The 18,283-nt window shown below is 41.0% G+C and carries 15 protein-coding genes and 1 pseudogene; 1 reads left to right on the top strand and 15 read right to left on the bottom strand.

Annotation, left to right across the window (positions count from 1 at the left end):
• Positions 1–7: 7 nt before the first annotated feature.
• The 8 genes and pseudogenes from DESMER_RS10955 to DESMER_RS10920 all read right to left on the bottom strand — a co-directional run bounded on the left by DESMER_RS10955 (position 8) and on the right by DESMER_RS10920 (position 7,626).
• Complete coding sequence (locus DESMER_RS10955) at positions 8–1,030, bottom strand: ABC transporter permease (protein ID WP_014903116.1); 1,023 nt, start codon at positions 1,028–1,030, stop codon at positions 8–10.
• A complete protein-coding gene (locus tag DESMER_RS10950) occupies positions 1,027–2,556 on the bottom strand; it encodes an ABC transporter ATP-binding protein (RefSeq protein WP_014903115.1) in 1,530 nt (509 codons plus the stop codon). The genes DESMER_RS10955 and DESMER_RS10950 overlap by 4 nt, the downstream gene beginning before the upstream one ends.
• Positions 2,557–2,638: 82 nt before the next feature.
• Entirely contained in the window at positions 2,639–3,643 is a 1,005-nt protein-coding gene (locus DESMER_RS10945) for a BMP family protein (protein WP_014903114.1), read from the bottom strand.
• Positions 3,644–3,689: 46 nt separating this feature from the next.
• Positions 3,690–5,075 (bottom strand): amidohydrolase family protein, encoded by a 1,386-nt coding sequence (locus DESMER_RS10940; RefSeq protein ID WP_014903113.1) that lies wholly within the window; start codon positions 5,073–5,075, stop codon positions 3,690–3,692.
• Between the two features lie 433 nt (positions 5,076–5,508).
• Positions 5,509–5,850, bottom strand: coding sequence for a PhoU domain-containing protein (locus DESMER_RS24425; protein ID WP_042333678.1), 342 nt, complete (start codon positions 5,848–5,850; stop codon positions 5,509–5,511).
• 3 nt (positions 5,851–5,853) lie between these two features.
• Positions 5,854–5,997 (bottom strand): annotated as a pseudogene (locus tag DESMER_RS24705) (PhoU domain-containing protein); the annotation flags it as partial.
• A gap of 170 nt (positions 5,998–6,167) precedes the next feature.
• Positions 6,168–7,298, bottom strand: a complete 1,131-nt coding sequence (locus tag DESMER_RS10925; RefSeq protein ID WP_014903112.1) for an aldo/keto reductase — start codon at positions 7,296–7,298, stop codon at positions 6,168–6,170.
• Positions 7,299–7,371: 73 nt separating this feature from the next.
• Complete coding sequence (locus tag DESMER_RS10920) at positions 7,372–7,626, bottom strand: hypothetical protein (RefSeq protein WP_014903111.1); 255 nt, start codon at positions 7,624–7,626, stop codon at positions 7,372–7,374.
• A gap of 115 nt (positions 7,627–7,741) precedes the next feature.
• On the opposite strand from DESMER_RS10920, the gene DESMER_RS10915 reads away from it, so the two are divergent.
• Positions 7,742–8,737: a tyrosine-type recombinase/integrase gene (locus DESMER_RS10915; RefSeq protein ID WP_014903110.1), complete on the top strand. Its 996-nt coding sequence runs from the start codon at positions 7,742–7,744 to the stop codon at positions 8,735–8,737.
• A gap of 181 nt (positions 8,738–8,918) precedes the next feature.
• Here the strand turns inward: DESMER_RS10915 and DESMER_RS10910 are convergent, their stop codons facing one another.
• The 7 genes from DESMER_RS10910 to DESMER_RS10880 all read right to left on the bottom strand — a co-directional run bounded on the left by DESMER_RS10910 (position 8,919) and on the right by DESMER_RS10880 (position 18,282).
• Positions 8,919–10,073 (bottom strand): DUF4317 domain-containing protein, encoded by a 1,155-nt coding sequence (locus DESMER_RS10910; protein ID WP_014903109.1) that lies wholly within the window; start codon positions 10,071–10,073, stop codon positions 8,919–8,921.
• Between the two features lie 294 nt (positions 10,074–10,367).
• Positions 10,368–10,562: a hypothetical protein gene (locus DESMER_RS10905; RefSeq protein WP_014903108.1), complete on the bottom strand. Its 195-nt coding sequence runs from the start codon at positions 10,560–10,562 to the stop codon at positions 10,368–10,370.
• Between the two features lie 84 nt (positions 10,563–10,646).
• Positions 10,647–12,851: an MASE3 domain-containing protein gene (locus DESMER_RS10900; protein WP_427854275.1), complete on the bottom strand. Its 2,205-nt coding sequence runs from the start codon at positions 12,849–12,851 to the stop codon at positions 10,647–10,649.
• 561 nt (positions 12,852–13,412) lie between these two features.
• Positions 13,413–14,942, bottom strand: a complete 1,530-nt coding sequence (gene xylB / locus DESMER_RS10895; RefSeq protein ID WP_014903106.1) for a xylulokinase — start codon at positions 14,940–14,942, stop codon at positions 13,413–13,415.
• A gap of 46 nt (positions 14,943–14,988) precedes the next feature.
• Entirely contained in the window at positions 14,989–16,029 is a 1,041-nt protein-coding gene (locus DESMER_RS10890) for an NAD(P)-dependent alcohol dehydrogenase (RefSeq protein WP_014903105.1), read from the bottom strand.
• Positions 16,030–16,172: 143 nt separating this feature from the next.
• Positions 16,173–17,165 carry a sugar ABC transporter substrate-binding protein gene (locus DESMER_RS10885; RefSeq protein WP_014903104.1) on the bottom strand — a complete coding sequence of 331 codons (993 nt, stop codon included), beginning with the start codon at positions 17,163–17,165 and terminating at the stop codon, positions 16,173–16,175.
• Positions 17,166–17,289: 124 nt separating this feature from the next.
• Positions 17,290–18,282 carry an ABC transporter permease gene (locus tag DESMER_RS10880; RefSeq protein ID WP_014903103.1) on the bottom strand — a complete coding sequence of 331 codons (993 nt, stop codon included), beginning with the start codon at positions 18,280–18,282 and terminating at the stop codon, positions 17,290–17,292.
• Position 18,283: the final 1 nt, after the last annotated feature.

Below are 18,283 nucleotides of genomic sequence, written 5' to 3'. Positions count from 1 at the left end.
GATCCTCCTATTCGTCGGTTAAAAGTCGGCGGAATAAACTTTTACGGGCCAGAATTAATAAAACGACAACCCCCATGATAATGGATGAAATAGAGGTCGGCACCCCGGCCATACGCTGCATTCCTAATGAACCAACTTGAAGGGCCGCGATTCCCAAGGCGGAGATGACCACACCAACGGGATGATTCTTCCCTAAGAGCGCAACTATAATTGCGATATACCCATAGCCTGGGGAGATACCTTCAAGCAACTTGTGATGCAATCCAGATACCTCGCACACACCTGCAATTCCGGCAAGCCCGCCGCTTATCAGTGAGGAAAGGATGATGTTTTTATAAACGGAGATACCAGAGCACTTACTGGCCCTGGGATTTAGACCCACTGCCCGCATTTCATAGCCTGTAGGTGTTTTCCAAACCAGAAGCCAGACAAGGACAACAGAAATCAGGGCAACCAAGAGGCCAGCGTGCAGCCTTGTAGTGCTTATAAGGGCTGGCAGTGTAGCACCATCGGGCAGAAAAGCCGACATAGGTAAGGAAGTGGCGGGATCCTTGAGCCAAGTGCGCACTAAAATTCCTACTATACTTAGAGCGATATAATTAAACATGAGAGTAGTAATTACCTCTGATATCCCAAACCGAGCCTTTAAAAAACCGGGAATTACCGACCAAATGCCGCCAAAAACAAAACCGCCCAGAATCACTAGAGGAATCATTACTATTGCAGGCAGATCATTCAGCCAGAAAGCAATACAAGTAACCGCAATAGCACCCATATAAAGCTGCCCTTCAGCACCGATGTTTATAAACCCACTTCGAGAACCCACTGCAACCCCTAAACCTGTCAGGATCAACGGAGTAGCTTTCACCATAACCTCAGAAACAGAATAGAAGGAGCCGAAAATTCCGGATATAAAACTGAAGAATGCTTGGTTAACGCTGCTGCCAACCAAGAGAATGAGCAAAATCGAGATTGATAACGTCAGGACAGCAATACCGAGAAAAGACAGAAGTTTTCCAAACTGTTTCATAGTGATTCCTTCCTTGCTTCAGACGTTTTGCCAGCCATCATAAGTCCGATCTGGGATAAATCCAGTTCTTTATTATTAGGGAAGATTCCCATGAAGCACCCTTGATAAATCACAGCGACCCTATCGCTTAGTAAAAGAATTTCTTCCAAATCGGCCGAGATGAGGAGAATACTGCACCCGTTCGACCTGTGTTGAAGCAGCTGCTGTTGGACAAACTCCGTTGCACCAATATCCAGCCCCCGGGTGGGCTGATGCGCTATGATAGCTTTGGGATTACCTGCCATTTCCCGGGCTAAGATCAACTTTTGCTGATTTCCCCCGGAAAGGTAGCGCAGAGGGGTATTCAACCCTGGGGTTTTAATGGCATAGTCTTCAACTGCCTTTTGGGTCTCTGCCCGCACTAAGTGGGTATCGATCAGTCCATGCTTAATGAACCGACGGTCGGTGTGGGTTTTTAAAAGGATATTGTCCATTAGGCTCATATCCATCACTAGACCGTCTTGATGACGGTCATCTGAAATATAGCCAATTCCCAGCTTCTTACGTTCAAGTACGCTCATTGAGCTCATATCTACCCCATCCATCCTGATCTTCCCACTGGTTTGTTTACGGATGCCCAGAATTACTTCAACCAGCTCCTTTTGCCCATTGCCATCAACCCCTGCTACCCCGACGATTTCCCCTGGCGCAATTTGCAAGGAAAGGGAATTAAGCCGCTCTCTGCCCCTTTCTTGCAGTGAAACCTCTTCAAAGGCAATTCCCTCTCTGCCGGTGTTGGACATGATAGCCTCCCGCTGAATAATCTGAAGTTGACGTCCAATCATATAACGAGATAACTCTTGCTCGCTGATGTCACTGGTTTTCGCTGTCACCACATTATACCCGTCTCGTAGAACCGTGACCCGGTCGCTAATGTTCATAATCTCAGGGATGCGGTGAGTAATGATGATCACCGCATGGCCGTCCGCCCGCAGTTTACGCAGTACCTCAAAAAAGTATTCTGTCTCCTGTGGAGTCAGCATTGCAGTGGGTTCGTCCAAGATAAGCAGTTCCGCATCTCTGTAGAGAAGTTTAATAATCTCTACTCTTTGCTGTTCGCCCACAGATAGGTTAGAGATGTAAGCATTAACATCAATCTGAAGCCCATATTTCTGTGCAACTTCTGTAATAGTTGCATTAAGAGCTTTGCGGTCAGGAAAGGGATATCCCTTCTCTTTTAGCCCTAGGGTTATGTTCTGAGACACAGTTAAGGTAGGAACCAACATGAAGTGCTGGTGAACCATACCAATCTGAAAAGCAATGGCATCTCTGGGTGATGTAAAGGAAACCGCTTGCCCTTTCCAGAAAATATCACCGGAATCCTTTGCATAGATGCCGTACAAAATATTCATCAAAGTGGTTTTCCCTGCTCCATTTTCCCCCAAGAGGGCATGGATTTCTCCGGGCTCCAGATCGAAACAGACCTGGCTATTGGCCATTTTTCCAAAAAAGGATTTATTGATGTTCTTCATGGAAAGCAAAGCCATAGATTACTCCTCCTATAAAAGAAGAAGATGTCCCTGGACAGTCGCAACATGATCCATCGAGACATCTTCAAAATGTTTATGCCTACTTCGTGGATTTCTCAATAACTGGGACGGTTAGTGTTCCCTCAGTAATCTGTTTCTTGGTAGCTTCGATGAGTTTCTTGGTAGCTTCGGGAATCTTGCTTTCAAAGGAATGGTACGGGGAAATATCGACGACTTTTTCTTTCATGCCTAAGTGAGTGATGCCGCCTTTGAAGGTACCATTTTTAACAGCATCCACTGCAGTCAGGATGACTGTCGGCATATTATACACAGTGGAACACATCACAGTATTAGGTGCAATTGAATTCTGATCGTAGGAATTTCCGCAAGCCAGAATACCTTTTTCCTCTGCAGCCTTGATGGCACCGGTACCCGCTTGGTTGGCAACGTGGTAGAGAACATCCGCACCTTTGTCAATCATGGATAGGGCCGCATCTTTCCCGGCAGAAACATCCGTAAATGAATTAACGTAAATTTCATAAACAACAATGTTAGGGTTTACTTTTTTTGCGCCCAGTTTAAAAGCTTCAAGTTCCTTGATAATTGATGGTTGCTCGATACCGCCGATGACTCCGATTTTGCCAGTTTTGGACATTGAAGCAGATAGGATACCCATCAAATATCCACCTTGTTCGCAGCTCATTACATAGGAAGCCATATTCTCAGCTTGAGAATTGGCCTCTGTTGCCATAAAATGGAGCTTAGGGAATTTTTGAGCTACTCGAACTGCCGGATCTCCAAACTGAAAACCGTGGCCGATGATTAGATCATAACCCCGCGCAGCATAATCATTATAAGCAGATTCCGTGTCAGCGACGCCGACATTTTCCGAATAGGTAGTTTCTAACCCAAACTTTGTTTCAGCAGCCTTAAGTCCCTCTAAAGCTGTTGCATTCCAGCCCTGATCATTGGCGGGACCGGAGAGGAGCAGGGCCACTTTCATTTTCTGATCTTTTGACGTCGTCTCTTGGGCAGCGCCGCTGCCGCACCCGGTTAACAGAACTAACATACACATTAGAAGTACGAGCCCTTTAAATACTTTCATTCTAATCTCCTCTTTCTTTTGCTATTTAATTTTTCTAAATCTATTTTTAGCGGAAGGCCTCACATTCATTGCGCAGCACCCGCGTACAAACCTTTTCCCCTTCTTCGGCCACTGCCCCTTCGTCAACACCCAACAGCTGACCGTCCTTGAAGACAACCTTACCGTTGACCATCGTCAGCCAGACCGGACCGGTCACACCCACCCGGGCCAGGATGTTTTTTGGATCATGCAAAGTGCCCGTCAGTTCTAGGACTCCGGTGTTGATCATGAACAAGTCAGCAGCCTTTCCTACCTCCAATGAGCCTAATTTATCCCGACCCAAGGTTTTTGCCCCGTTCACTGTTGCTATTTTCAGCAATTCATAAGGGGAAAGGCACCCTCCTCGCTCCTTACTGTGGTAAGCCTGCATAAGATAGGCCATCCTCAAGGAATCCAAGAGACTGGAACTGTCATTGGTTGCGGAACCATCGCATCCGAGGCTGATGATCACCTTATCCTTCTGAAGAGCTTTCATATCCAGGATCGGGAACCCCCCCAAGACCGCAGGTGAGGGACAATGGGAAACTCCTGTGCCTGTTTGTCCCATGAACTTGAATTCCTCGGGATGCAGCTCCCAGCCATGGGCAATCCAAACATCCGAGCCGATAAAGCCGATATCCTCACACCACCCCAGAGTACGCTTATTCCAGCGTTCCTGCATAATTACATTTTCTCCTTCGCCTAGGTGGGTATGTAAGCGGACACCTTTTGCTCTAGCCAGAGCTACTGATTCTTTAAAGGTTTCTATGTAGCTGTTAATAGGCTGGCAGGGAGCCACGACGATCTGCTTCATGGAAAAGGGATCCGAATCATGATACAAATCAATCAGTCGCTCACAGTCGGAAATGAATTCATCCGTCGTCTCCAGCATGTTATCGGGAATTGTACTCCCTTTACTACGTGGGAGTGTGTTAGTGCCTCTGCCTGCGTGATACCTAATGCCCAGTTGGGCAGCAGCCTCCATCTGACGGTCGACCAGCAGCTTGCCCGAGGCGCGTGTATAGCAATACTGGTGATCGAAAGCACAGGTGCAGCCGTGCTTAAGTAAGTCTCCCATAGCAGTCAATGAGGAATAATAGATGACCTCAGAATCAATTTTTTGAAAGATGCGGTAAATTTTGTCCAGCCATTCGACTACCAGCAGATTAGGATAATCGATGGTCATCAGGTTTCTGACAAAGGTTTGAAAAAAATGGTGATGGGTGTTGATCAGGCCGGGATAAACGAATTTATCTCGCCCATCGATGACTTCAGCATCCTGAGTTGCTATGCTCTTGCCAATCTGCACAATCTGTGATCCCTCGATAAGCATATCCATATCCTGAAACACTTGATCAGAAGCGTCACATGTCACAATGGCCCGGGCATTTTTAATTAAGATTTTCTTTTTCATCCTGTCCTCATTGCCTTTCTTCTTGTTCGATAAAATTATCGGCATCCCGTTGCCATTCGCTATATTTGGTATTCTATACCCTATAGTTACTATAGGGTCAAGTACAATTCTTAACCTCAAAGTGGATACATAAAAGTGCACTTCCTAAATGCACTCGAAAAAATCCTAGAAAATCAACCGGAGAATGTTACGATAATAGGTGTGAAAACTTATCTGTCGCAATGCCTTAAGCGTAGGCGCAAAAAAAAGAAGCCTATGGCTTCTTTTTTAGAGACTTCATTTGCCAACGGCAAATTCCTTTTCTTACTAGCTGCTGTTCTGTCGGATCTTAGCTAGGAAACATTTAATACATTATTAATTAGAATAATTATAAAAAGGGTTGAATTCCAGATAAAACGCTCTGTAATTCAACCCTTTCGTAGGCAGATAAGTTTTAGTCTTTCCTGTGTAATAGAGTGTACTTTGCAATATTTACAGCGTGATCGCCAATACGTTCCAGATTACTAATAATATTGAGGAAGGTGGCACCGTGACTTCCATTACAAGTTCCTTGACTGAGACGTTCAATATGCCCCTTACGCAAGGTGATTTCTAAATCATCAATAATATCATCGTATTGGAGCACTTTTTCTGATAAGGCAACATCATCTGTTTTTAATACTTCTAAGGACATGGTAAAGATCTCTTGAACTTTAGTGAACATATTGAGAAGGTCTTGGTTGGCTTGTTCTGAGAATTTAACCTTCGTTTCGATAGCATAATCTGTAAGTTCCACTAGATTAGTGGCATGATCTCCAACACGCTCTATGTCACCAATCGCTTGCAGAATCCGATAATTCTGATCCGTTTGCTCAGATGTGAGACTTTTACCGGCAGTAACTTTTAAGACATAGTCCGTAATCTGATTTTCAAGCTGATCAACGACGTCTTCAAATTGACCTGTTAATTGTTTATTCTGTTGGGTATGATACTGAAGCCTGTGAAGATGACTCCGTTTGAAAACCGGTTACCGAATATATAAAAACGATGCAAAATGGAGAAATCAGACTTCAAGTCCGGCTCCTTTTGCATCGTAATTCTATATTTTTAATCCTATCTCTGTGGTGTGTAGGTGCTGCCCATAAATTCAGCATGAACCTTTTCTAGTAACTCTGGAATTTCTAAAGACTGTGGGCAATTTTCTATACAGATTCCACAAGCTACACATTGATCTGCACCAGTGCCATTAGGCACCAGATTACTTTGATAGACCACTTTGTCGATTGGATGTGATTTCATAAGCTGCTGGCTGTTATAAAGCTTAAATATTTCAGGGATTGTTACACCTTGTGGGCATGGCATACAGTAACTACAACCGGTGCAGCCAATGCTCTTTTTCGCTTCATATGCCTCACGAATCATTTTGATCAAGTTTAAATCTTCTTCTGACATAACATTGGAAGCCGTATTTTCAAATATCTTCAGATTATCCTTTAACTGTTGTAAAGTACTTGTACCACTTAAGATTAGGGATACTTCCGGCATATTGTAAAGCCATCTAAAGCACCACTCTACCAACGAACGCTTTTCGGGATATTGATTGATTAAATCCTGTGCTTCCTGGGGTACAGTATTTAATATATAGCCCCCTCTAAGCGGTTCCATAATTACTACGGCCAGGCCTTTATCTGCTGCGTATTTTAAACCTTCCACACCCACTTGTTGCTTCTCGTCTAAGATATTCAGCTGAATTTGAGCCATCTCCCAATCGTAGGCGTCTACAATCTCTTTAAATGCATTTAAGGTATTATGAATTGAGAATGCCTTATGAGTAATTTTCCCTTTTTTAACCATTTTATCTAAGAAGGTCAGTCCATCATACTTTTTAACCTTTTCCCAGTGGCCGTGATTCATATTATGAAGAAGATATACATCAATATGGTCTGTTCCAAGTCGTATCAATTCTTCATCCAGATATTTTTCAAAGTCATCGTGTTTATCAATATTCCAAATTGGGCTTTTGGTAGCTAAGTAGGTTTTGTTTCGATAACCACCCTTTAAAGCCTTACCCGTAATAATCTCGCTGTCTTTGTAAATAAAGGCGGTGTCAAGATAATTCACCCCGTGATCAATGGCATAACGCACCATTTCAATAGCCTCTTTTTCATCTGAAGGAAATCGCATGCAACCAAGTCCGAATCTAGACACTTTCATCCCTGTTTTTCCATATTGTGCATATTCCATTATTAGTTCACTTCTTTCTAACTAAAAGTACATCTAGTTATTTTCATAACCTTAATGTCCTGTCACCAAAAACTTAGTTGCTTTGTAGAATTATTAGAGCATCATCCAGGGCTTGATGATATTGAGATGGCAAGTCGTGAACTGTTTCTCGGATTTGTTGAAATGCCCTTTGATAGGCATCAAAAGCTTGAGTGTCCTGAGGATAACAGGAGTCCACCAAGTCGGCCATGGCCTTAGCCTCTGCTGCATACCCATGTTGACTGAGATAATCATATAAAGGCAGAGCAAATTTTAATACATCACTTTTAGTTATAATTAGAAAAGACATTGACAGAACCTCCGATCAAACAAACTTTGAAAATCTTAGATTAATATATATAATAACGATATCGTTATACTTCTTACACAAGATTGATTCTAATTTAGCTGCCGGAGGGTGTTGTATGAAAGATAATTATAGCGCTGAATTTTCTACCCTTCCCCATTTCGCACAAGATTATATTAATCACTTGGCTGTTATTAATAAATCAAAAAATACTCAATATGCATATTCCAATGAACTTAGACTGTTCTTTCAATTCCTCTGTGATTCTCTGCCCACTTTCCCCTCCTCTCCCGAAGGCATTAACTTATTATATCACATGGATAAGATCGGACATCGGGATATTGAAGCTTATTTAAGTTGGGCGAGCATTAAGCGGAATAATGGCGTACGAGCACTTGCCCGAAAGCAAGCAGTCATAAAATCTCTTTACCGCTATCTACTACGCGAGGATATGATTTCTAAAGACGTGACAATCAAACTAGACCCCTTCAATGTTAATCAAAAGCTTCCTAAGGCCTTAGAACCTAATGAAATTGCCGACTTAACAGACGCTTTAGAAACTGGTGTAGGATTATCAGCAGGCCAACTCAAATATCACGTCTATACCGAGAAACGAGATTATGCCATTGTCCTTACCTTGATTGGTACAGGACTGCGGCTATCTGAACTTTGTAACCTTGATATCAGCAAGACAAACCTTAATAAAGGCTTTTTTGAGATCCTCCGTAAAGGGAATAAAGAGACTGTCATTTATTTTAATGACGATGTAGCCAAAGCCCTGAATGATTATCTGCAGAATGAGCGCCCCCGTTATGTCCGCAAAAACCTTGACCCTCTTTTTCTCTCAATCCAAGGAAACCGAATAAGCAAGAGAGCCGTACAAAATCTTATCTCTAAATATATGACCATTCTCAAAACTCTTGGCCATAACACAGAGGGCTTCAGTGTTCATAAGATGCGCTCAACATTTGCCACTTTGCTCCTTCGGGAAACGGACAATTTGGCCATTGTCCAGGACGCTCTGGGCCATTCTGATCCCAGAACCACGAGAATTTATGCCAAAGTCCTTGATGAGCAATTAAAGCGAGCTGCAGACTTGATTAAATTTAAATAGACTGTTCTGCCTTCTGTCAATTTATCATCCTATTTGATAAAACCGGCACCCTTACTGAAGAAAAGCCGTCTGTCCAGAACAAACTTCATCACAGAGCATGTCCCAGAAAACGACAGCGCTGTCGTTTCTGGGACATGCTAAATGGTCTTTAGAGAAACCCTCAACAAAGCTGTGCAGGACATTACAATTCCTCTGTTACCAAGTCAAAGCCTTCCAGTGTAGCCGCATCATCAATGCGAATCATCAAATATCGTATACCATCTTTGGTTACTTGCTTGACGTTTTTAAGATCTTCCGGGCCAATCGTAATTGAAGCTGTGCCACTATCAATTTTAATCGACTTTGTTTTAAAATTAGGGGCTAGACTTGATGCCTTAAATTCGTAGTTTTCCGCACCCATAATTTCCAAAAATGAAGACTGCAACTTATCTTCAGTGGCAATCCCACTACTCTCCAAAATTCTTTCCATATCTTTTAAGCCGATTAAAGATACCTCTCCACTTTCAGCTTCTACCTCCAGCCGCCGGCCGATTTCTGTATAAATGTTAGAAACAACTTCCGGCTCAATTTCTGTTCCAACAACATCACGTACAACTTCTAAAAACCGCGCTTTGTCAGCCTCGGCTGTTAATTTCAATTCACAATCAAGAACATTTTCTACGAACAATTGATTAGGTTGGTTTTCTTTTTGGGTATAATAAACAACTTTATCAGTCTCAGCAGCATCTTCGCTAAATGAGGGAAACATAAAACCCTCATATGGAGCATCCGTATTAATAGTAACATTCATAGGAACACTGGTTTTAAATTCTCTTTCTTCAAAATCAAAATTAAGTGCCTTTTTAGGTAGAACAATTGGACAAATGCTGCCAATAAAAAAACCCAAAGAATAGGCTTTTTCATCATCTATCTCGTCATTATCTTTTTTAATTGATTTATAAACCTCTCCCCGTACAAAGCTGATCATAAAATCTTTATCATAAATTTCACAGGTTTCTGCCAGAATTTTATTGACAATTTTGAACGTCGCTTCTCTAAAATCTTCTGTTTTCAAAGTATCAAGCATATTCCTTTGAGTCGAGTTCTGGCCCAGCTTGTTATCTTTAAATTCTAACTCAAAAGTTTTTGAATCAATCTTTCCTGATAATACTTTTTTAAAGTTTTTAAGAAATAGCTCTTTCTTTTCTTCATCCATCATAGCAAAATATAATACTTCTGAACAAAGAATGTCCTTACTTTCTTGTTTTATATAATAGCTACAAATTTCCTGGAGATTTAGCTTAGAGTTGTTAACTTTTAATTCTCTACGAATACTAGCCAGATCTTCTTTATTCACAAATTCTATCTCCCTTTTTATCCTCGTTGGTAGAAGACTCTATTCATAAGTCTAATTATAAACCTGCCGGTTCAGACTTAAAAATTCGAGTTTCGTATAAGTACTATAAGTACCAGGTATATTAGTACTTATAATCATTTTTTAGCATTTTCCTCTTAATTTGAGAATATATCTCATAGGCGAAGATTGTGAATCACCTTAATTATATAGATTAAGATAGATACAATACAAAAAAGCACTCTAATCAGAGTGCCTTATAAATAATTCGCACACTAAAATTACTGAAGGATATGGCTACATATGCTTCAATAAGCACTTAGAATCGCTCATTTTATCACAATATACAAACATTTTTCTACCGCCGGATCCTTTGATTTCTACATAACATTCGCTACATTTATAGACTGTTTTTTCAATTTCATCCTTTGGGTTGCGGAGTTCTTTCCATAATTCAATTTGAACATCCTTATTTAGTAAGTCGCAATGCATCTAAATCACTCCCTTTCACCTGATACTTCGACAGAAGGGAGAATTATCCTCCTATAAAATTTCATTAATGGAATTATTTATAATTTAAACTATCATCTTGCCTTGATCCTGAAGCATATCGGGAAGCTGGAATGATATATAAAATTTAGTACCTTTCGAACTTGATTTGATATCTACTTGAGCATTATGTGTTTCTGCAATGGTAAAGCTTGTCGCAAGGCCTAATCCCGTTCCATCATCCTTTGTCGTGAAAAATGGAGTTCCAACTTTAGCAAGGTTTTCCACAGGGATACCACATCCCTCGTCCTCCACCACTAATAGTACTTTATCATCAATTAGATTGGTTCTGATGGTCAGGATTCCTCCCGCCTTCATTGCCTCTAGCCCGTTACGGACTAGATTCATGACAAGCTGAGAGATCTCATTTCTGTTAAGCTTGAGACTAGGAATTGTACCGGGAATATACCTAATCTGTTTGTTTTGGTTAAATGCGTCTGCTTCAATAAGTGGATATAGATGATTGAGGATGTCGTTAAGGTTTTGAAACTTCATCTTAGTGTGCTTAGTCCTTGCCAGCATCAGAAATTCCGTAATAATTGAATTGGCTCGATCCAGTTCGGAGATCATTAATTCAAAAATTGGTTTTTGGGCTGCGTATTGGTTTCTCTCTCCCAATAATTGCAGAAAGCCTCGAACAGTTGTCATCGGATTCCTTATTTCATGCCCTATTCCTGCAGCCATTTGACCCAATACCGCAAGTTTTTCGCGCTGACGAAGCCTTTCAGCCTCCTTTCTGGCTGAAGAAATATCTGTTGCAACGACCACATTACCAATCAAACTATTATCTATTCCTTGAACCGAATTTAGATTTAAAACAATATCTCGATTCACCCCATCTTTGCTTAGAAAACACCCTTCTATTCCTTCGTGGGATTTTTTTATTTTGCTGGGCTTGCTTAAGTTTAACCTTAATAAGCTCTCAACGTTACCGAGTCTTTTATTGATAACGTCTTCTTCAGTAAAACCCGTTAGGTGAATAAAGCTGTTATTGCACATGGTGACTCGACCGGTCGCATCAGAAACTAAAACCATACTGTCCATTGAATTTAAAATCGTCTTTGTTTGGAGCTGCAAATTCTCAAACAGATGAGCCAGCTTAGCATCATTAAAATAAAGCAGCCAACCTCCCTGTGAAAATCTGAAACCACTGATTTCTAGCTCTACCTTATCCGCTCCTTTATCAATTGTCCGAAAAACATTATTAAACCGTTTAGTACCCTCTCTTACGTCTCTGATCGTCGATTTTTCCCCGTTTTTATAGAACCTTTTTTCAAAGACTAAAGAACTCAGGCCAATTAACTCCGTTGGGGTGACTCCAATTAATCTTGCTGCTTCAGTATTTACAAATCTGATTTTTTCATATTTATCGTAATTGATTATGCCTATCGGTAGTTCATTGAGAATGGTCTCGTAATACAAATAGGGGTGAGTAACTGTCGATGCAAATAGACCCTTATATAGAAAGAAATAGTATACAAACTTAAGGATATGCCCGTATGTATAATCAAAAGATGATAAACTTGAATAAGATGCAAAGCATTGCTCAGCAGGGATTGCAATAATTAGGGCGACGAATAAATACTTTTCTATGATGTATTCTTCCTGCTTTACCTTCGGATATAGGAGCAGTAAATTCAGGAGGAATAGAGCAATTAAAATATACTCGCAGACAATCTTAGCAGTTGTTACCCCACCGTTAGCTGTAAGAAGTACCGGGAACCACCCTTGATAGGCATAAACCAGATAGGATATCGATGCACCAAGTATAATCGTTATTACAAGACCAAATGATCTATTTTTGGGCCCTTTAAATCTATCAAAAGTTCCGAAGAGAAGAATAACTCCTTCCGTTAGGCGGCCAAGAATCCAATACCGGGAAGATATGTCATCGAAGCCCAAAGGATGATGATTAAGCAAAGGGTAATAGTAAGTATGGAGGAAATCGAACCCCCCAACCAGCAAGAAGCCAAAGCCAACCAGTCGATTGATACTAGAACTACGCTCATAATTCTGCCACATGGTAAGAAACGTAAATATTCCAACGCAAATACAAGCTCCTTCTAGTGAAGAGTGAAGAAAAATTGGGTCATTATACCAGATATCTTGAAGTAGATGTGAACTAAGATAGCTTAATAATACTGAGACCAGGGCTACAGAAAATAAGACTATTGGTGCCTTTGCTCCGTTTTCCTTGTTCATAATAAGATTTGTCCATACCAATGATAACACTCTCCCTATTGTTGCAGCTGTCTGAAATTATCACAATTATACTTTTGATTAATGATCCAGTTTCCATTTACTACAATCTCACTCAGATATTATATATCTTAATTGTGATCAGATTTTCCAGTATCGTCATTATACGTTACTAGCTATGTCGAAATCACAAGTAATTATGAGATGAGAAAATGGTTGAAATTCTGGAAAGGCCTATAAATAAAGGTTTTATAGCATTGTAAGAACATTATTTATCGCAAATTTTTCTTTTCTGAAAAGAATTATGATTAATAGCAAAAAAAATGAGTCATTTAGCAATTTACTAAGAAAATCGAGCACAATAGCACATTAAGAGCTCAATGTAATAAAAAGGATTTTAATACTGAAATTTCGTTTTTTGTGGAGATACTTCAGCAATTACTCTAGCATTGATGAATTCCTAAATCATCTCCCAATTCACTTGTAAACATCAACGCAAATAGGTCTCTTCCACCTCAACAGTGGAAAGAGACCTATTTTGATAGAAAAAACCATATGATATTTTTCGAGCCGAGAGCTCAATTATTAGTAAGCCTATTTTGGAAGTCTGGCTAATTGCTTAAACGAGTCCTGTAAATCAAGGTACAATTTTTTGTAAAGCTGATAATACTCCCCATATACCTGACCTGTTGCTACATTTGGTGGCTGAACACTATTCTTGATAACCAGGTTGTCACAGGCGTCTTCGACAGAATCATAAATTCCTGCTCCAACTCCCGCTAGGATGGCTACACCAAAGGCTGGTCCTTCATCCGCTTTAATTGTGCTGACAGGACAACCGTACATGTCTGCAAGCATTTGTCTCCAAAGGGGACTTCGTCCTCCACCGCCACAGGCTATCATATCCGCTACATTAACCCGCATTTCCTTAAAGACATCAACACATTCAAGCTGGGAATAGGCAACCCCCTCCATAACAGCACGAATCATGTTGGCACGAGTATGGGAGGCAGACAATCCGAAAAACACTCCTCTGGAATAGGGATCCGGATGAGGAGAGCGCTCTCCCATTAAGTAGGGCAGATAAATCAGTCCACCTGCTCCCGGCTTAACCTGTTCAGCCAGAGTATTCATAATGACATATGGGTCAACTCCGAGTTTTTCTGCCTCGATCATTTCTGGAGTGCAACAAGTATCTCTTAACCATTTCAGTGATAAGCCGGCACCTAATGTGCAGCTCATGACTGTCCATTTCCCTGGTACCGCACTGCAAAAGGTATGCACTCTGCCCTTAATATCAATAGAAACGTCATCTGAAATTGCGTAAACCACACCAGAAGTTCCAATAGTTGTAAAGGCATTCCCCGCCCTAACAACACCGGTACCGACTGCGGCTGCCGAATTGTCAGCGGCACCGCCCACAACGATTGTTCCCTCACGAAGTCCTGTCAAATCAGCGGCCTTTCCGTGTACTTTACCGGTAACCTCCGGCGACTCGTAGATCTTACCCAGCAAAGACTTGTCAATGTTAAATTTCGATAATATTTCATCAGACCAACAGCGTTTAGGGATATCCATAAGCTGCATCCCTGACGCATCTGACATTTCAGTCGCAAATTCACCCGTAAGCATATAACGGATATAATCTTTAGGAAGCAAAATATGAGCACATTTCTCATATATTTCAGGTTCATTATTCTGAACCCAGAGAATTTTCGAAGCCGTAAAACCTGTTAGAGCAGGATTGGCCGTGATTTCAATGAGTCTTCGTTCCCCAACTAGTTTATTCATCTGTTGGCATTCATTATCGGTTCTTTGATCACACCAAATGATTGATTTTCTTAAGACAATTCCGTTTCTATCAAGCATGACAAGCCCGTGCATCTGTCCTGAAAGACCTATTCCGGCAATTCCAGAGGCATCAATTCCACTTGTGGTGATAACATATTTAATACCAGCACAGGTGGCACTCCACCAATCAGAAGGGTCTTGCTCTGCCCAACCATTTGCTGGCTGATATAATGGGTATTCAATAGTTTTTGAACAGATTGCGTTCCCGGCAAGATCAAACAACACAGTTTTTGTACCCGAAGTTCCTAAATCAACGCCAAGTAAAAATTGCACAGCGCACCCCTCCTGTTTCACAATTCTATAATAATTGGTGAAACTATTAGCCGATTTTTATCACAGCTTTAACTACATCTTGTTTATGGTTAATTACAAAGTCAAAAGCCTTGGCAACATCCTCAAAATCAAACTCATGAGTAATAATTCCTGAAATATCAATAATCCCTTGGGCTATTGCATTGATCGCTTGCGGATAGATATTTCTATAACGGAAGACGGATTTGATTTCGGCTTCTTTAGCTAAGACTTTAGCGATGTTATATTCAATAATATCCTGAGGAGCCATACCCACAAGCACTATACGCCCACCATTTTTAATAAGATAGGGGGTTTGAGCAATAGTTTGGGCAGAACCTGCCGTTTCAATGACAATGTCGACCCCTTTTTTGTTGGTCAGTTTATCAATTTCTGCTAACACATCTACTTCTGTGGCATTTAAAACTGTGGTTGCTCCCAATTTTTTAGCATATTCAAGCCTCTTAGGAATAACATCGACAACCGTAATATCCGTAGCGCCAAAGGCCTTACACGCCAGCAACGTAACCAGACCAATGGTACCTGAACCGAGAATCACTACTGAATCTCCCAACTTAACATCACCCTGCTTAGCAGCATGCATGCCAACGGCTAAGGGCTCAACAAGTGCGCCTTCTTTGGTTGAGATTGATTCCGGCAGCTTAAAGGCCATATTTTCCGGGAAGGCAATATAGTTCATTAAACAGCCATGGTAAGGTGGAGTCGCTAAAAATTCTACATCCGGACAAAGATTGTATCTGCCGGACTTGCAAAATTCGCATTGACCACAAGTTATCCCCGGCTCTAAGGCTACTCTGTCTCCAACCTTAAGATTTTCTACACCTGGTCCAACGGACTCTACAATACCCGCACATTCATGCCCCAAGATAAAATCACCATTGACCACAAAATCCCCTATTTTACCATGTTCTAAATAGTGGACGTCAGACCCGCAAATCCCCACATACTCGAGTTTGACAAGAACCTGTTTTTCTTTTGGTACAGGAACTTTGATTTCTCGGATTTCCATTTTATTAAGACCTGTCATATAAGCAGCTCTATTTTTCATTGAGTACCCCTCCTTGAGTGATGAAAGTTAGTTAAAAATGGTGCAAGCACAAATGAATGCTATCCAAGTAATATTTAGCCAACAGGACATTCATCCCTGAGGAAGAATGTCCTGCGTACTCCAGAGAGCTAAGCTGAGTTGAATTATTTAATTGTTCCGGATTTTTTTAGAATTTCAATATACTGATCTACATTATCTTTGTTTACAAGTGGGTTGCCGATGTCTGTGTTAATTTCTTTTTCTGCACCAGTTAAAAGCTTGTTACTGGCATCGAGCATTTTTTCTGCAAGTTCATTGGCGTTTTGTAGACATGTGGAAGTCATTCTTCCCTCTTTGATCAGGAATAAAGCTTCTGCAGTTCCATCAACACCATAAGCCAGCATATTTGTATATTTAGCATTACCTTTTACAACTTCTAATGCTCCGGCTGCCATATTATCATTCATGGCAATAACAGCATCAATTTTATCGTTAGCTTGAACCCAGTCTTCCATATACTTCATAGCTTCATCTTTGTTCCAGTTAGCAATTTGTTCACCGACAATTTTAACATCGGGACGCTTGTCAAAAAACTCTTTCTGCCAGCTGGCACGACGCTCATCGGCATGGAAGTTACCAGAAGGTCCTTTTAGGACAACGACTTTGGCATTCTGGGGAATTTGGGTAAGAGCTGCACGGGCATTAACTGCTGCTTGCTCATAAGGTTGAGCATCGACTGACGATGCGCCTTTAATACCGGAAATCCGTGCGTTAGTTGTGATAGCAAAGATACCTGATTGTACAACTTTTTCTACATAGGGTCTTTGAGATTCTCCACTGTTTGGTTGGACGATAATCAGATCAAATTTGTTGGTAATGGCATTCTCGATCATAGAGTTCTCTTTATCATCATTTGCTTGACCATCAAAAACCTCAAGCTTAATATTAGGATATTTTGTGGCTTCCTCTTTTACTGAATTAGCAAGCCAAGCAGCAAATGAATCGGATTGAGCTCGTGCAATATAAGCAACCTTGTATGTTTTCGCGCCACTAGCTGAGTCATTGGGAGCAGGTGTAGTAGGTTTACTTGATGAACAGCCAGCTAATAAAGTCCCCATCAATAACAACGAAACTACGCTTAACAGTTTTTTCTTCATCTTTTCTCCATCCTTCTCTCTTGATATGTTATATCTTTAAACAGCAAGGCTATTTAATCGTTCTTTAACCTAGTTTCGTTAAAGAGATGATATTTTGATCATTAAATAACCTTAACTGATGCTTCTACTTTTTAGCCGCCCCTTGATCCTCGACTTTTCCTAGCATGCTGTTTGCTCGACGGTTCCTTGAGCGGATATCATAGATTACGGCAAGAGCGATAATTGTACCACGCACAATTTGCTGCATATAAGAGTCCACATTATTTAAGTTCATAATGTTGTCTAGAAAGCCAACAATAAACGCACCGGCAAGTGTTCCTCCAACAGTACCAATCCCGCCGGAAAAGCTCGTTCCTCCAATAATAGCGGCTGTTAGTGCTGTAAATTCATAATTGATTGCGCCATTAGGGAGACCTGCGTTAACACGGGACATAAAGAGAACCCCGGCAAGCCCTACAAAGATACCGTTAATGATAAATACAGTGTATTTTACTTTATGGACATTAATCCCTGAAGCAATTGCAGCTTCTTCATTCCCGCCAACCGCATAAAGAGAACGTCCAAAACGGGTATGATTCAATAAATACCAGGTCAAAATTGCAATCGCTACCAGAAAAATGATCGGAATAGGAATAACTCCGATTGATCCCTGTCCTAACTCTACAAAATTCCCCAGCTGGAGGATATTCTGTCCTTTTGTGTAGAGAAGTGCAGCACCACGTGCCACAGTAAGCATTGCCAAGGTAGCAATAAATGGAGGTGCCTTAAAAGTACTAATCATGAGAGCATTAATGGCATTACAGATAATCCCGGTGAAAATACCCACCGCAACTGCCAGTAACAAAGATCCGGTAGCTTTATATGTGGATACTGCAAATACTCCAGCAAGTGCTAGAACAGAACCTGATGACAAGTCCAGCATCCCACTTATGATAAGCATCGTCGCACCTAGGGCCAGAATAGTGGTTACGGACAATTGTCTGGAGATGTTTGTCAAGTTATTAATTGACAAAAAGTTAGGGTTAGCCAGCGAACATACAATAAACAAACCGACTAAAATTAAATAAATACTGTATTTCTTTTTAACTGTGGTCCAAAAACGATTATCTAGTTTCATT

This window comes from Desulfosporosinus meridiei DSM 13257, from assembly GCF_000231385.2.
Lineage (GTDB): Bacteria > Bacillota > Desulfitobacteriia > Desulfitobacteriales > Desulfitobacteriaceae > Desulfosporosinus > Desulfosporosinus meridiei.
Note: the sequence above shows the minus strand (reverse complement) of the source record. Positions and strands in the feature narration are given on the sequence as shown.

What these genes read in the sequence shown, in the direction of transcription:
- DESMER_RS10955 (WP_014903116.1), bottom strand. Translation starts at nt 1,030, where the DNA reads ATGAAACAGTTTGGAAAACTTCTGTCTTTTCTCGGTATTGCTGTCCTG.
- DESMER_RS10950 (WP_014903115.1), bottom strand. Translation starts at nt 2,556, where the DNA reads ATGGCTTTGCTTTCCATGAAGAACATCAATAAATCCTTTTTTGGAAAA.
- DESMER_RS10945 (WP_014903114.1), bottom strand. Translation starts at nt 3,643, where the DNA reads ATGAAAGTATTTAAAGGGCTCGTACTTCTAATGTGTATGTTAGTTCTG.
- DESMER_RS10940 (WP_014903113.1), bottom strand. Translation starts at nt 5,075, where the DNA reads ATGAAAAAGAAAATCTTAATTAAAAATGCCCGGGCCATTGTGACATGT.
- DESMER_RS10925 (WP_014903112.1), bottom strand. Translation starts at nt 7,298, where the DNA reads ATGGAATATGCACAATATGGAAAAACAGGGATGAAAGTGTCTAGATTC.
- DESMER_RS10920 (WP_014903111.1), bottom strand. Translation starts at nt 7,626, where the DNA reads ATGTCTTTTCTAATTATAACTAAAAGTGATGTATTAAAATTTGCTCTG.
- DESMER_RS10915 (WP_014903110.1), top strand. Translation starts at nt 7,742, where the DNA reads ATGAAAGATAATTATAGCGCTGAATTTTCTACCCTTCCCCATTTCGCA.
- DESMER_RS10905 (WP_014903108.1), bottom strand. Translation starts at nt 10,562, where the DNA reads ATGCATTGCGACTTACTAAATAAGGATGTTCAAATTGAATTATGGAAA.
- DESMER_RS10890 (WP_014903105.1), bottom strand. Translation starts at nt 16,029, where the DNA reads ATGAAAAATAGAGCTGCTTATATGACAGGTCTTAATAAAATGGAAATC.
- DESMER_RS10885 (WP_014903104.1), bottom strand. Translation starts at nt 17,165, where the DNA reads ATGAAGAAAAAACTGTTAAGCGTAGTTTCGTTGTTATTGATGGGGACT.
- DESMER_RS10880 (WP_014903103.1), bottom strand. Translation starts at nt 18,282, where the DNA reads ATGAAACTAGATAATCGTTTTTGGACCACAGTTAAAAAGAAATACAGT.